At 71.3% G+C, this 13,288-nt stretch carries 12 protein-coding genes; 10 read left to right on the forward strand and 2 right to left on the reverse strand.

Annotated features, from left to right (window positions below; all coding sequences use genetic code 11):
* Positions 1-13 precede the first annotated feature (13 nt).
* The gene (locus ACOKGD_RS00975; protein WP_342336185.1) at positions 14-2,212 is read right to left on the reverse strand and encodes a beta-L-arabinofuranosidase domain-containing protein; all 2,199 of its coding nucleotides are present in this window, start codon (positions 2,210-2,212) and stop codon (positions 14-16) included.
* A gap of 125 nt (positions 2,213-2,337) precedes the next feature.
* On the opposite strand from ACOKGD_RS00975, the gene ACOKGD_RS00980 reads away from it, so the two are divergent.
* From ACOKGD_RS00980 to ACOKGD_RS01025, 10 genes are all read left to right on the forward strand, one after another.
* A complete protein-coding gene (locus tag ACOKGD_RS00980; protein ID WP_342336186.1) occupies positions 2,338-3,339 on the forward strand; it encodes a LacI family DNA-binding transcriptional regulator in 1,002 nt (333 codons plus the stop codon).
* Positions 3,336-4,325, forward strand: coding sequence for a LacI family DNA-binding transcriptional regulator (locus ACOKGD_RS00985; protein WP_342336187.1), 990 nt, complete (start codon positions 3,336-3,338; stop codon positions 4,323-4,325). The genes ACOKGD_RS00980 and ACOKGD_RS00985 overlap by 4 nt, the downstream gene beginning before the upstream one ends.
* A gap of 144 nt (positions 4,326-4,469) precedes the next feature.
* The gene (locus ACOKGD_RS00990) at positions 4,470-6,107 is read left to right on the forward strand and encodes an ABC transporter substrate-binding protein (protein ID WP_342336188.1); all 1,638 of its coding nucleotides are present in this window, start codon (positions 4,470-4,472) and stop codon (positions 6,105-6,107) included.
* Entirely contained in the window at positions 6,104-7,078 is a 975-nt protein-coding gene (locus ACOKGD_RS00995; RefSeq protein ID WP_342336189.1) for an ABC transporter permease, read from the forward strand. Before ACOKGD_RS00990 ends, ACOKGD_RS00995 begins: the two co-directional genes overlap by 4 nt.
* Before the next feature lie 14 nt (positions 7,079-7,092).
* Positions 7,093-8,004, forward strand: coding sequence for a carbohydrate ABC transporter permease (locus ACOKGD_RS01000; protein WP_342336190.1), 912 nt, complete (start codon positions 7,093-7,095; stop codon positions 8,002-8,004).
* On the forward strand, positions 8,001-8,693 hold the full coding sequence (locus ACOKGD_RS01005; RefSeq protein ID WP_342336191.1) for a YesL family protein: 693 nt from the start codon (positions 8,001-8,003) through the stop codon (positions 8,691-8,693). Before ACOKGD_RS01000 ends, ACOKGD_RS01005 begins: the two co-directional genes overlap by 4 nt.
* Positions 8,694-8,736: 43 nt before the next feature.
* Positions 8,737-9,288: a hypothetical protein gene (locus ACOKGD_RS01010; protein ID WP_342336192.1), complete on the forward strand. Its 552-nt coding sequence runs from the start codon at positions 8,737-8,739 to the stop codon at positions 9,286-9,288.
* Between the two features lie 189 nt (positions 9,289-9,477).
* Positions 9,478-10,284 carry an amino acid ABC transporter substrate-binding protein gene (locus ACOKGD_RS01015; RefSeq protein WP_342336193.1) on the forward strand — a complete coding sequence of 269 codons (807 nt, stop codon included), beginning with the start codon at positions 9,478-9,480 and terminating at the stop codon, positions 10,282-10,284.
* Positions 10,285-10,430: 146 nt separating this feature from the next.
* Complete coding sequence (locus ACOKGD_RS01020) at positions 10,431-11,090, forward strand: amino acid ABC transporter permease (RefSeq protein WP_342336194.1); 660 nt, start codon at positions 10,431-10,433, stop codon at positions 11,088-11,090.
* On the forward strand, positions 11,077-11,856 hold the full coding sequence (locus tag ACOKGD_RS01025; protein WP_342336195.1) for an amino acid ABC transporter ATP-binding protein: 780 nt from the start codon (positions 11,077-11,079) through the stop codon (positions 11,854-11,856). The genes ACOKGD_RS01020 and ACOKGD_RS01025 overlap by 14 nt, the downstream gene beginning before the upstream one ends.
* 225 nt (positions 11,857-12,081) lie before the next feature.
* Here ACOKGD_RS01025 and ACOKGD_RS01030 read toward each other — a convergent pair whose 3' ends face one another.
* Positions 12,082-13,278 carry a hypothetical protein gene (locus ACOKGD_RS01030; RefSeq protein WP_342336196.1) on the reverse strand — a complete coding sequence of 399 codons (1,197 nt, stop codon included), beginning with the start codon at positions 13,276-13,278 and terminating at the stop codon, positions 12,082-12,084.
* Positions 13,279-13,288: the final 10 nt, after the last annotated feature.

Below are 13,288 nucleotides of genomic sequence, written 5' to 3' on the forward strand. Positions count from 1 at the left end.
TGCGCGGCGCGGGTCAGCGCAGCAGGCGGAGCTCGCGGATGACCGGGGCGGGCACGCCCGCCATCGGCACGAGCTCGAGGTGGGCGGGAGCGGCCGGGGCGACGTCCAGCTCGACGACGTCCTGACCCGCGGCGATGCGCACGGTGCGGCGCGCCTCGCCGGGCCACGCCAGCGTGAAGGCCGTGGCCTCGGCGGAGGGGAGCACCCGCAGGCGCAGCCGCCGCCCGGCGGAGGCCGGATCGCGCAGGGTCGCCGTGATGGTCGAGCGGAGGTGCCTGCCGTGGGCGTCGCCGTCGCTCCACACGGGCGAGCCGTCGGCCGCGACCGCGTGATCCGATTCGGGCTGCTGCTCGCCGAACGCGAGGGCGTCGAGGGTGGCCTGGTCGAGGGCGAGGCGCTCGTCCTCGGCCACGAGCTGGGCCCGGCGGCCGGGGCCGTCGATCGGCCAGTAGATCGTGTAGCGGCTGTCGTGCAGGCCGGCGAAGGGCTCGAGGTCGATGAACCCGGCGGGGTCGGCCGTGGGCACCCGCCACGACGCGGGGCCCGTGCGGCTGGCGCCGGCGACGCCTTCGGGCACGATCGGCACGTCGCCGAGGGGGCGCAGGGGGCCGGCGGCGACGTGACCCATCCGGCTGTCGTCGGCGCGCAGGCCGTCGAGGTCGCCCGACTCGTCGCGCGCGGCGAGAGCGAACGGCCCGGCGAGGTAGGCCTGCCAGGCGGATCCGTCGGGCAGGCGCTCGGCGCGAAGCTCCAGCGGCACGCGGAACGAGACCTCGTCGCCGTCGCCCCAGGCGCGCTCGATCGTCACGGCGCCCGGCGAGACCGCGCCCGTCGCCGCGGCGCCATTCACCCGCAGGTCGTCGAGGCGGCCGGCCCAGCCGGGCACCCGCAGCCGCAGCGGGAAGGGGCGCGGGGCGTCGCCCGAGACGCGCACGGTGACGCGGTCGTCCGAGGGCAGGTCGGCGTCGAGCCGCAGGCGCACGCCGAAGTCGGCGGCGTCGAGCTCGGCCGGCACGAACAGGTTCACCGCGAGCGCGTCGCCCTCCGTGCCGAAGACCCATTCGCCCACGCGGGCCTGCATCTCCATGCCCGTTCCCACGCAGCACCAGAAGCCCAGCCCGGAGGTCGAGTACACGCGGTAGTGACGAGGCCGCATCGACGTGAAGTAGACGTAGCCCCCGTCGGGGTGCTGGGCCGAGAGCACGTGGTTGAGCAGCGCGCGCTCGGCGTAGTCGAGCATCTCGGGCCGGGGCGCGGCCTCGAGCAGCTCGCGGGTCAGCTTGAGCATGTTGTAGGTGTTGCAGGTCTCGGGGCCCTCGCGGTCCTCGATCATCGGGGTGAAGTCGCCCGGGTCGTGGAAGTGCTCACGCACGCTGTTGCCGCCGATCACCACGCTCCGGCGCGTGACGACCGTCCGCCAGAAGGCGTCGGCGGCATCGTGCAGCTCGCCGCCGACCGCCGCGTAGCCGACCGCCTTCGGGATCTGCGTGTTGGCGTGGCGCCCCGTGAGCGCGTCGGCGCCCTCGAGCAGCGGATCCAGGATCGCGCGGTGCGAGAAGCGCCGCGCCATGGCCGCGTAGTCCTCGCGGCCCGTGAGGCGCGCGAGGGTGGCGTACGCCTCGTTCATGCCCCCGAACTCGGTGTCGAGCATCGCCTCGAAGGCGTCGTCGTCCATGCCCGCGGCGATGTCGAGCCACCAGTCGGCCAGCCAGGTCGCCATCCGCAGGGCGCGCTCCTCGCCCGCGACGACGTGCGCGTCGATCAGCCCCTGGAAGGTCTTGTGCAGGTTGTACCAGGGCACCCAGTGCGTGTGCGATCCGATCGCGCGCGCGGCGTCGATGCCGCCGTCGCGCAGGCTCCCGAACAGCGCGGCGCCGCCCGGCACGCCGCCGAGCCATCCGGTGCCGACCGCCCGCTGCGCCCGATCGAGCTCGTCGAGCGCGGCGCGCAGCCGCGCGAGCGGCTCGTCCTCGCCCGTCGCGGCGTGCAGATGGGCGAGGGCCGAGAGCCAGTGCCCGGCGGTGTGGCCGTCCAGGCCCGAGTCCTCCCAGTTGCCGTACGAGGGCGCGACCGGATCGAGGCCCGCCTCGCGCAGGAACGGCGCGAGCAGCCGGTCTCCGTCGAGCGCCAGGACGCTGTCGAGGTCGGTGCGCAGGGCCGCGGCGAACGGGCCGTCCGTCAGACGCACGGCGTGGGCGGGGAAGAACTTCATCGTGGCTCCCGGAGAGGCGGCGAACGGCGCTGATCGGTATCCGCTTCAGCGTTGTCAAGATCAATGTACATGGCAGGGGCCGCGGCCGCCCCGGGCGGGGAATCCCGCGGCAGTACTCTGATCGAATGGCGGTGACGATGGCGGATGTGGCGCGCGCGGCCGGCGTGTCGCTGAAGACCGTCTCGCGCGTGGTCAACCATGAGCCGCACACGCGCCCCGAGGTCGTCGAACGCGTCACACGGGCGATCGCCGAGCTGGGCTGGGTGGCGCACGGCGGCGCCCGTGCCATGCGCACCGGGCGCACCGACCGGATCGCCATCGCGGTCTCATCGCTCGAGAACCCCTCCACCACGATGCTCGTCGAGGCGCTCGCCGCCGAGGCCGGCCGCCGCGGCCTCGCCGTCGGGCTCGAGCCGACGCACAACGACCCCGAGCGCGCCGCGCGTGTGCTCGCCTCCTGCGGCCGCCTGTACGACGGCGTGCTGGTGCTCGGCGAGGCGGCGGCCGGGGTCTCGCCGGATGCCGCGCCGGGTGCGGTCGTCACGGTGCAGGGCGCCCACCGCGGGCCCGGCCGCGTCGGATCGGACCTGGATGCGGCGGCCGGTGTGCTGGTGCGCCACGTCGCGACGATGCGGCGCCGTCGCGTGGTGCTGCTCGGCCTCGCGCCGCGGGAGCCCGCCGGCGGCGCGGAGGAGGCCGACGGTGGCACGACCCTCATCGACGCCGTGCGCCGGGCGCTGCCCCAGCCGCCGGTGGCGGTGCTCGCGCTGCGCGAAGACTCGCGTGCCGCCGGCGCCGAGGCCGCCGAGACGCTGCTCGGCGACCACCCCGACGCCGATGCGGTGCTCTGCGAGACCGACGAGATCGCCCTCGGTCTCCTCTCCGCGCTCGCACGTCGCGGGGTGCCGCTGCCGGCGCGCATCGCCATCACGGGGTTCGGCGCGACGGAGGACGGCCGCTACACGACCCCGAGCCTCACCACGGTCGACCCGGGCTATCCCGTGCTGGCGCGGGAGGCCCTGGATGCGCTCGAGGCGCGCCTCGCCGGCCGCCCGGTCGAAATCCGCCGACCCACGCCGATCGAGCTGATCCGGCGCGAGTCGACGCTCGGGACGGTGCTCGGATGACCCGCCCCACCCTCGACGACGTCGCTCGCGAGGCAGGGTGCTCGGCGAAGACCGTCTCGAACGTGGTGCTCGGACGCCCCGGCGCCTCGGCGGCCACCCGAGCGCGGATCGAGGAGGCGATCGCCCGGCTGGGCTATGTCGCCGACCCCGCCGGCCGTCAGATGGCCTCCGGCCGCACGGGGCGCATCGCCGTCGTGGTGCCGGACCTCCACCAGCCCTACTTCGCCGAGACGGCGGAGCGTCTGATCCTCGAGATCGAGCGCGCGGGCATGAGCTCGACGTTGGTGATCGCGGCCGACCAGGACGCCGAGCTGCGCGCCGTCGCCGCCGCGCAGGACGTCGACGGCGTGATCGTCTGCCCGCACTGGCTGCGCGACGACCTGTTCGACCGCACGCCGCCGAGCCGGCCCACCGTGCAGCTCGGGTCGCGCCCCACTCGGGTGTTCGATCGCGTTGTGATGGGCGAGTACGAGGGCTTCCGCCAGCTCACCGCGCATCTGCTCGGACAGGGGCGCCGCCGGATCGCGCTGATCTGGACCGGCGCCGACGACGTCCCGCCGGGCGGGGCGCGCTACGACGGCTACCGCGACGCCCTCGCCGAGGCCGGCGTCGCCCTCGACCCCGCGCTGATCGCCTACGGCTCGGACTGGGATCGCCGGGCATCGGGCTTCGAGGCGATGATCGCGCTGCTCACCTCGGGACAGCGCTTCGACGCGGTGCTCTGCGTGAACGACGCCATGGCGATCGGCGCCATGCGCGCGCTTCGGATGCGCGGAGTGAGGGTGCCGGGGGACGTGGCCGTGACCGGGTTCGACGACACCGTCGAGGGTGCGTACCTCGTGCCGTCGCTCACGTCGGTGAGCCCCCGCACGGACGAGATGGCGGCCACCGCGGTGCATCTGCTCCGCGAGCGCATCGAGGGCGAGACCGGCGCCCCGCGCGAGGTGCTGGTGGGCGCCGATCTCGTTGTGCGCGACTCGAGCTGACTCACGCCCACCACCGGGCAGGCGTGCCCATGGCGTTCGCACGCCATTTTCTGTCTTGTCGTTGCCAACGCTGAACCAATCTCCCTATGCTGACCGGCGGGGCGACCACCGCCGGTCGGCTTGCACCAGATCAAGGAGGATTCAGTGCTCTCATCCACGTTCCGCGAGCCGGCAGCACGGCGCCGCGGTCTCGCGCTGGCGGCCACCGTCGCGTTCTCATCCCTCGTCCTGACCGCCTGCACGGGCGGCGGGGGCGGCGACGAAGCCGCACAGACCGGGGGCGCCCTGCAGGTGCTCGTCATCAAGCACCCGCTCACGCAGGACATGTCGAAGATGGCGTGGGTCGCCGACCTCGAGAAGGAGGCGGGCGTCGAGATCGAGTGGCAGGAGGTGTCGGCCGACTGGGACCAGAAGAAGTCGACGATCCTCGCCTCGGGCGACATCCCCGACCTGATCGTCGGGACCAACGCGATCACCGACTCGGATCTGGCGACCTACGGCTCGCTGTTCGAGGACCTGGCGCCCCACATCGCCGACGACGAGCTGCCCAACGTCGCCGACATGTTCGAGGCGCAGCCGCTGCTCGAGCAGATGGCCACGCAGACCGACGGCGAGATCTACAGCGTCCCCGGCTACAAGCGGTTCTGGCCCGAGACGGTCACGCACCAGTACATCAACCAGCAGTGGCTCGACAATCTCGGCCTCGAGGTGCCCACCACCTGGGACGAGCTGTTCGACGTGCTCGTCGCGTTCAAGGACGAGGACGCCAACGGCAACGGCGACCCGGACGACGAGATCCCGTGGGACTGGAGCCCGGTCGGCACCGGCGGCTTCGGGTACTTCCAGCCGACGGTGATGCTCGGCAGCCTGGGGCTGGCGGTGGCCAGCGGCGGCGGCACGGGCTACTTCCTCGAGGACGGCACGGTCGGCAACTTCCTCGTCGACGACCGCTACCGCGAGCTCCTGGAGTTCCTGCACAAGGCCTACGCCGCGGGGCTCATCTCCAAGGAGGTCATGACCCAGGACTACTCGGCCTACCAATCGGTCGCGCGCGGCGACGGCGACACCGCCGCGGTCGGCTTCAGCTGGGGCTGGACGGCATCCGACCGCTTCGGCGCGCAGCTCGCGTCGCAGTACACGGCGACCGCGCCGCTGCAGGCGTCCGCCGGTCAGAGCGACCCCGTCGCGTGGAGCTACGACGGCTACGGCGAGAACTACCCCGCGAACCAGATCGCGATGTCGGCGAACTCGGACAACAAGAAGGCCGCCCTCGCCGCGATCAACGCCTTCTACGACCAGGACATGTCGGTGCAGGTGCTCTTCGGCGACATCGGGCCGAACGTCGAGAAGGTCGACGACTCGACCTACAAGGTGCTGCCGCCTGCCGACGGGACAAGCGATCCGTCGACGTGGAAGTGGACGTCGTCGCTCGCCGACAACGGCCCGATGTGGATCAGGGACGACATCGAGGTCGAGCTGCCCACCGACCTGCAGGAGGCCCGCGACCAGGCGGCCCCTCTCGCGGACGCGCTCGCGAACATCGACCTGAAGAAGGACGTCTACCCGTTCCAGTTCATCAAGATGAGCGCGGATGACCTCAACACCATCTCGCTCAACAACACGACGATCCTCAACCTGACGCAGACGAAGTTCGCCGAGTGGCTGACCCAGGGCGGCATCGAGGACCAGTGGGACGACTACGTCGCCCAGGTCGAGGGCGCCGGACTCACGCAGAACATCGAGATCCACCAGAAGTACTACGACGAGTTCGACGCCGGATGACGACGACGCGCCTCGTGACGACCCTGCCGCCGGAAGGCGGCAGGGTCCGTCCCCCCGCCTGGCTGCCCCGCGGCAGCCGCCTCAAGACCGCCCGCTCGTGGCAGCTGTGGGTGATGCTGGCCCCGGCCATCGCCTTCACGGTGCTGTTCGCCTATGTGCCGATGTACGGCATCCAGCTCGCCTTCCGCGAGTTCGACTTCGCCAAGGGGATCACCGGCGGCGACTGGGTGGGGATGAAGTACTTCATCCAGTTCTTCGAGTCGCCGCTGTTCTGGACGCTGATGCGCAACACCGTCGTGATCAGCCTCACAACGCTGGTCGTCGGCTTCATCGCGCCGATCCTGCTCGCCCTCACGGTCAACCAGATCGCTCACGCCCGGGCGAAGCGCCTTGTGCAGACCGTCACCTACATGCCGCACTTCATCTCGATCGTGGTGATCGTCGGCATGCTGCAGGTGTTCCTGTCGCCGACCACCGGGATCCTGACGCGCCTGTTCGAGATGTTCGGCGCGGCCGATGTCAACGTGCTCGGCGACCCCGGCGCCTTCGTGCCGGTGTACGTGATCTCCGACGTGTGGCAGCACTGCGGCTGGAACAGCATCATCTACCTCGCCGCGCTGTCGAGCGTCGACCCGCAGCTGTACGAGGCGGCCAAGATCGACGGCGCGCACCGGTTCCAGACGATCCGGCACGTCGACATCCCGGCGCTGGTCCCCACCATGGTGGTGCTGCTGATCCTGAACATGGGAGGGGTGCTCGCGACGGGCTTCGAGAAGATCTACCTGATGCAGAACCCGCTGAACCTCCCGGTCTCGGAGGTCATCGCGACCTACGTCTACAAGATCGGCATCCTCAGCAGCCAGTTCAGCTATTCGACTGCGATCGGCCTGTTCAACACGGTGATCAACTTCGTGTTCCTCATGGTCGCGAACCAGATCGCCAAGCGCGTGGCGAACACGAGCCTGTGGTGACAGGAGCACACCCCATGACACGCCTCTCGCGCCTGCGCCGACAGCGGCCGCTCGACCTCTTCTTCACCGCCATCGTGGTGACCCTGTGCACGCTCGTGGTGATCGTGACGATCTATCCGCTGTTCTTCGTGATCATCGCGTCGATCTCGGATCCGGCCCGCGTCGCCACCGGCGACGTGGTGTTCTTCCCTCGGGGCATCAGCTGGTTCGGCTACGAGCAGATCCTGCAGGACGAGCGCATCTGGACGGGCTACCGCAACACGCTCGTCTACAGCCTCGTCGGCACCGCACTGAACCTCGTGGTCACGATGCCCGCCGCGTACGCGCTCTCGCGCTCGGAGTTCATCTGGCGCCGGCCGATCATGCTGTTCTTCGCGTTCACGATGTTCTTCTCGGGCGGTCTGATCCCGACCTACCTGCTGTACAAGGACATCGGGCTGCTCGACAACTGGCTGGTGTTCATCCTCCCGTCGGCGCTGAACGTCTACAACCTGATCATCGCGAGGGCCTTCTTCGAGAACTCACTGCCGAACGAGCTGTTCGAGGCCGCGATGCTCGACGGCGCCTCGTACTTCCAGTTCTTCGTGCGCATCGCGCTGCCGCTGTCGAAGGCGATCATCGCGGTGATCGCGCTGTACTACCTCGTGCAGCATTGGAACGACTTCTTCACCGGCCTGATCTTCGTCCGCGACGCGCAGAAGCAGCCGCTGCAGATCGTGCTGCGCGACATCCTGCTCTCGAACCAGGCGTTCGCGGGCGGCGCCGGCGGATCCGGGGGATCCGGCGGAGGCGAGTACGGGCAGCGGTTCGCGGACCAGATCAAGTACGGCGTGATCGTCGTCTCGACGCTGCCGCTGATCATCCTGTACCCGTTCCTGCAGCGCTACTTCGACAAGGGCGTGATGATCGGATCGGTGAAGGGATGAGCGCGCCGGCCGTCGGGAAGCGGCAGGACCGGTCCGGACCGGGGACGTCGCGGCTGCTCGCGGTGCACCTCCGGATCGCCGACGTGCTGCTGCGGCTGGTGCAGCTGCATGCGCTGTGGCTGGGGTGGACCCTGCGCGGCGGCCTGGTGCTCGGGGTGTTCCCCGCGACGGCGGCCGTGGCCGCGATCGCGCGCCGCGATGCGCTCGGTCGCACCGCGGAGGGGTCGTGGGGCGAGCTGCGGCGCGACTTCGCGCGGCACTGGCGCGGGCAGTTCCGCCATGCGAACGCGCTCGGATGGATCCTCGCCGCGGCGGGGGCCCTGATCCTGATCGAGGAGCGCGTGATGCGCGCGGCCGGCGACGGCGCGATCGGCGTGTTCGTGGCGGGGGTGCTGTGGATGCTCGGCGCCGGGGTCGCGGCACTCGGGGTGCTGGTGTGGCCGCTCGCTGCGCACTTCGACGCGCGCCCCCTCGCGGTCATCCGGGGCGCCGTGGTGCTGCTGCTCGGCAGGCCACTCGCGGCCCTGGCCCCGCTCGGCGCGGCGGCCGCGCTCGCTGCGGCGTACTACCTGGTGCCGGGGCTGATCCCGGCCTTCGGGGTCGCCGGGCCGCTGTGGCTCGTCACCGCGGTGCTGCTGCGCGGGGGTGCGCTGCCGGCGGCACCGGCGGCGGCCCCGGAGCCCCGCTGAGGGCGGGCGACGCGCCCCGATCCGTCTCCGATAGCGTTCGAGGGTGATCCGCTCGAGCGTCGACGAGGACCTGCTGTCGATCTGCACCTGCGCCGCCTGCGATCAGGATCCGGAGCTCGCGGGCGCGATCCGCCGGGCCGTCGGATCCGGTGCGGAGTCGGTGGAGGAGGCGCTCGGCGACCTCGCGGGCCCCGTGCTGGCGGGGCGGCGCGCGGCGACGCGGCGGATGCTCGACGCCGTCGCGGACGCGGCGGGCGGGGCCCGGCTCACCGTGCACGCGGGGCTGGACCGCTGGGGCACCGGCTCGTTCACGACGTTCGGGCCGGGGCCGCTGCCCGTCGATGCGCTGATCCTGTCGGATCCGGCCGCGGGGGCGCTCGACGCCGAGGCGGTCGCCGCCCTCGCCTCCGGCAGCGGCGCCGCGGTCGGGGCGTACGTGCAGGCGATGCCCCCGCAGGATCCGGACGGGCTCGCCGAGCGCTGGCAGGCCCTCGCGCGCGCCGGGATCACCGAGTTCGTGATCTATCACGGCGGTCTCCTCTCGGCCGCGCGGTCGGCCGCGGCGGCTGCCGCCCTGGCCGCGGTGCGCGGCTAGCCGGCGAGCGACGCGGATCCCGGCCCGGACCCGCTCTCCCGCTGCGTGAGAGCCGACGGGCCCGGGCGCGGGAAGAAACACGGCGTCACCTGGGTTCGACAGATGGAGCTCCCGATGGTGAGCTTCATCTCACGGGCTGATCGCCCGACCCCCCCCACAGCACCTCACCGCGCCTCACGAAGGATCCTCATGCGCCTCACCCGCATCGCCGTCGCCACGTCCGCCGTCGCTCTCTTCGCGCTCGCCGGCTGCTCCGCGCAGCCCGCCGCGACCGAGAAGCCCGCGGGCGAGAAGGCCGCGGCCGCCGCGCTCGAGGACGGCAAGCTGATCGTCGCCACCGAGGGCACCTACCCTCCCTTCAGCTTCCACAAGGACGGCGCCGGCGAGCTCACCGGCTACGACGTCGAGGTCGCCCGCGCGGTGGCCGAGAAGCTCGGCGTCGAGATCGAGTTCCAGGAGACGCAGTGGGACGCGATCTTCGCCGGTCTCGACGCGGGCCGCTTCGAGACCATCGCGAACCAGGTCACGATCAACGACGAGCGCAAGGCCAAGTACACCTTCTCGACGCCGTACACGGTCTCGCCCGGCGTGATCGTCGTCCCCGAGGACAACACCGACATCACCTCCTTCGATGACCTCGACGGCAAGACGACCGCGCAGTCGCTCTCGAGCAACTGGGGCGCCCTGGCCGAGGAGTCCGGCGCCACCGTCGAGCCCGTCGAGGGCTGGGCGCAGGCCGTCGCCCTCCTCGAGGACGGCCGCATCGACGCCACGATCAACGACGAGCTGACCGTGCTGGATTACACGAAGCAGCACCCGGAGACCGGCGTGAAGATCGCCGCCGAGACCCCCGAGGCCGGCGAGATGGCCTTCGTCTTCACGAACGACAACGACGACCTCGCCGAGGCCGTCGACGGCGCCCTCGCCGAGCTGGCCGAGGACGGCACGCTCGCCGATCTGGGCCAGGAGTTCTTCGGCGCCGACGTCTCGAAGTGACCGCAGCGGGTCCCGCGGTCGGTTCGCCGCCGCGGGGCCTCCGCATGTGCGTCGACTAGTCCTGCGCGGGATTACTAGTCCAGGCTGGACTAGTAATCCCGCGCGAGGCTAGTCAACGCCCGTACGGTAACCACGGAGGGAGCCAGATGGACTGGCAGCTGATCCTCGACTCGTTCTGGCCGCTGCTGTCGGGCGCCCTGATCGGGACCATCCCGCTGACGCTGATCTCGTTCGCGATCGGGCTCGTCATCGCGCTCGGGGTCGCGCTGCTGCGGATGTCGGCGAACCCCGTGCTGTCCTGGATCGGGCGGGCGTACGTCTCGGTGATCCGCGGCACGCCGCTGCTGGTGCAGCTGTTCCTGATCTTCTACGGCCTGCCCTCGATCGGTCTCACCCTCGACCCGTGGCCGAGCGCCGTCATCGCGTTCTCGCTGAACGTCGGAGGCTATGCCGCCGAGATCATCCGCGCGTCGATCCTCTCCGTCCCGAAGGGGCAGTGGGAGGCGGGCTACACGATCGGCATGTCGAACGTCACGACCCTGCGCCGGATCATCCTGCCGCAGGCCGCGCGCGTGAGTGTGCCGCCGCTGTCGAACACCTTCATCTCGCTGGTCAAGGACACCTCGCTGGCCTCGGTGATCCTCGTCACCGAGATGTTCAAGCAGGCGCAGAAGATCGCATCCGTGACCTTCGAGTTCATGACGCTGTACCTCGAGGCCGCGCTGATCTACTGGGCGATCTGCACGGTGCTCGCCGCCCTGCAGGATCGGATGGAGAAGAGGCTGGATCGCTATGTCGCGCACTGACGGACCCGTTCTGCTGCAGGTCGAAGGCCTCCGCAAGGCCTTCGGCGACCACGAGGTGCTCAAGGGCGTCGACCTCGAGGTGCGCCGCGGCGAGGTCGTAGCCCTCATCGGCCCGTCCGGGTCGGGCAAGACCACCGTGCTGCGCTCGCTCAACGGGCTCGAGACGCCGGACCAGGGCACCCTCGCGTTCGACGGCGGCCCCTCGGTCGACTTCGGGCGGGGCCTCGCGAAGCAGGAGCGCTTCGCGATCCGCGACCGCTCGGCGATGGTCTTCCAGCACCACAACCTCTTCCCGCACTGCACCGTGCTGCAGAACGTGATCGAGGGCCCGGTGCGTGTGCAGGGCGTGCCGCGCGCGGAGGCGGTCGCGCAGGCCGACGAGCTGCTCGAGCGGGTGGGCCTCGCCGCCAAGCGCGATGCCTACCCCCACGAGCTCTCGGGCGGGCAGCAGCAGCGTGTGGGCATCGTGCGCGCGCTCGCGCTGAAGCCCGACCTGCTGCTGTTCGACGAGCCCACCTCCGCGCTCGATCCCGAGCTCGTGGGCGAGGTGCTGGTCGTGATGAAGGAACTCGCAGACGAGGGCTGGACGATGGTGGTCGTCACCCACGAGCTGCAGTTCGCGCGCGAGGTGGCCGACGAGGTGCTCTTCCTCGACGGCGGAGTGGTCGCCGAGCACGGGGCGCCCTCGCAGATCTTCACCAACCCGCAGAACGAGCGCACCCGGCGCTTCCTCGACCGGATCCTGCGGCCCTTCGACCGGCCGTGAGAATTTCTTCCTGAGAACCGCGTAACCGATCCGCCCTCGATGCGTCTCTTCAGTGAAGACGTCGCCGACGTGATGGGTGCCGGGGGGCGCCCCGCGTCAGGCTGTGCGGTTCGGAGGCCCCTTCGACCGCGCGGGGCCCGGATCCTCGGGGGAGCAGATCCGGGCCCTGACTCTTCCGTGGTCCGCGTGGGGATCGCCCGTGCGCGGGGCTCGCCCGCGGGCGGGTCAGGACGGGAGCAGCAGAAGCAGCGGTGCGAGCAGCAGCGGCGCCGCCAGCAGGAGCAGGACCACGCCGACGACCACGATGACCACCCAGGGGATGCGGCGGCGGAGGCGGCGCCCCGGCTGAGCGACCCCCTTGGGTCCCGGCCACGCGGGTGCCGGCGGGGGAGGGGTCGCGGCGCTGGTGTGGAACGGCAGCGGCGCGGCGGCGGCCAGCCCCGCCGGCACCGGCGGCGCGGACCCCGTCTCGGCGGCGAGGCGTTCATCGCGCCAGCGCTCCCACTGCGCGAGTTTGTCCATGAGGGCCGAGACGGCCGAGAACAGCCACGCCCAGTTCGCCGGATCGGTGGTCGACACCGGGCGGCGTGTGTAGAGGAACAGCCACTCGTCCACGATCTCGACGTCGAGCTGCCCGACGCGGTCGAGGAATCGCGCCATCACGTCGGGGGTGAACAGGTACAGCGCGTCGCGCTCGTAGCCCTGCGGGCAGTACAGCGTGAAGTGCTTGTCGAAGTCGCCCTCGAGGCTGAGGCGCTGCTGGCGATCGAACGACGCCGGCAGGTTCGAGCCCAGCATCCCGTTGTTGCCCACCGCGTCCAGCACGATGTGCGGCAGGGGCGTGCCGAGGTGGATCGCGACGTAGCCCCAGTGGTGGGTGGTCGAGTTCTTGCCGTCGCTCGTGGTGTACCGGTAGTTGGCGAACTCGACGAACCGCGGCTGCTCGCCGCGCAGCAGATCCGTCGCCCGCCGGTCGCCGCCCTGCGAGAAGATCAGGCCCGGCAGGTTCGGGTTCGCGAGCATCGGGACGTAGTGCATCGCGTTCGCGCGGGCGAAGGCGTCGAGCCGATAGCGGTGGTCGCGGGAGCGGCCGCGCACCTGCCGCACGATCAGCCAGACCATCAGCCCGAGGACGGCCGCGACGAACACCGCGAACGGCACCGCGATCAGCCCGAACCCGACCGCGACGAAGGTCGAGAGGATCATGCCCAGGATCGCGAAGAAGACGAGCAGGAACGGCACCGCGAGCACACACACGACCACGAGGACGGCGATGTTCGGCCCGAGCCCCGGGAACCGGCGCCGCAGGTCGTCCTCGAACCGCGTGACGGCGGCGGGGTCGACCGGATCCGTCAGCGGACGCGCCTCGAACGGGTAGCGCCCGACGGGGGCCGGGGAGGGGAGGGGATTCGGCATGCTCATGGGTCGCTCG

The organism is Microbacterium phosphatis (assembly GCF_049177115.1).
GTDB lineage: Bacteria > Actinomycetota > Actinomycetes > Actinomycetales > Microbacteriaceae > Microbacterium > Microbacterium phosphatis.

Bases quoted from the DNA above. Each gene is read 5' to 3' on its own strand.
- ACOKGD_RS00975 (WP_342336185.1), bottom strand. From the start codon at position 2,212: ATGAAGTTCTTCCCCGCCCACGCCGTGCGTCTGACGGACGGCCCGTTC.
- ACOKGD_RS00980 (WP_342336186.1), top strand. From the start codon at position 2,338: ATGGCGGTGACGATGGCGGATGTGGCGCGCGCGGCCGGCGTGTCGCTG.
- ACOKGD_RS00985 (WP_342336187.1), top strand. From the start codon at position 3,336: ATGACCCGCCCCACCCTCGACGACGTCGCTCGCGAGGCAGGGTGCTCG.
- ACOKGD_RS00995 (WP_342336189.1), top strand. From the start codon at position 6,104: ATGACGACGACGCGCCTCGTGACGACCCTGCCGCCGGAAGGCGGCAGG.
- ACOKGD_RS01000 (WP_342336190.1), top strand. From the start codon at position 7,093: ATGACACGCCTCTCGCGCCTGCGCCGACAGCGGCCGCTCGACCTCTTC.
- ACOKGD_RS01005 (WP_342336191.1), top strand. From the start codon at position 8,001: ATGAGCGCGCCGGCCGTCGGGAAGCGGCAGGACCGGTCCGGACCGGGG.
- ACOKGD_RS01015 (WP_342336193.1), top strand. From the start codon at position 9,478: ATGCGCCTCACCCGCATCGCCGTCGCCACGTCCGCCGTCGCTCTCTTC.
- ACOKGD_RS01020 (WP_342336194.1), top strand. From the start codon at position 10,431: ATGGACTGGCAGCTGATCCTCGACTCGTTCTGGCCGCTGCTGTCGGGC.
- ACOKGD_RS01025 (WP_342336195.1), top strand. From the start codon at position 11,077: ATGTCGCGCACTGACGGACCCGTTCTGCTGCAGGTCGAAGGCCTCCGC.
- ACOKGD_RS01030 (WP_342336196.1), bottom strand. From the start codon at position 13,278: ATGAGCATGCCGAATCCCCTCCCCTCCCCGGCCCCCGTCGGGCGCTAC.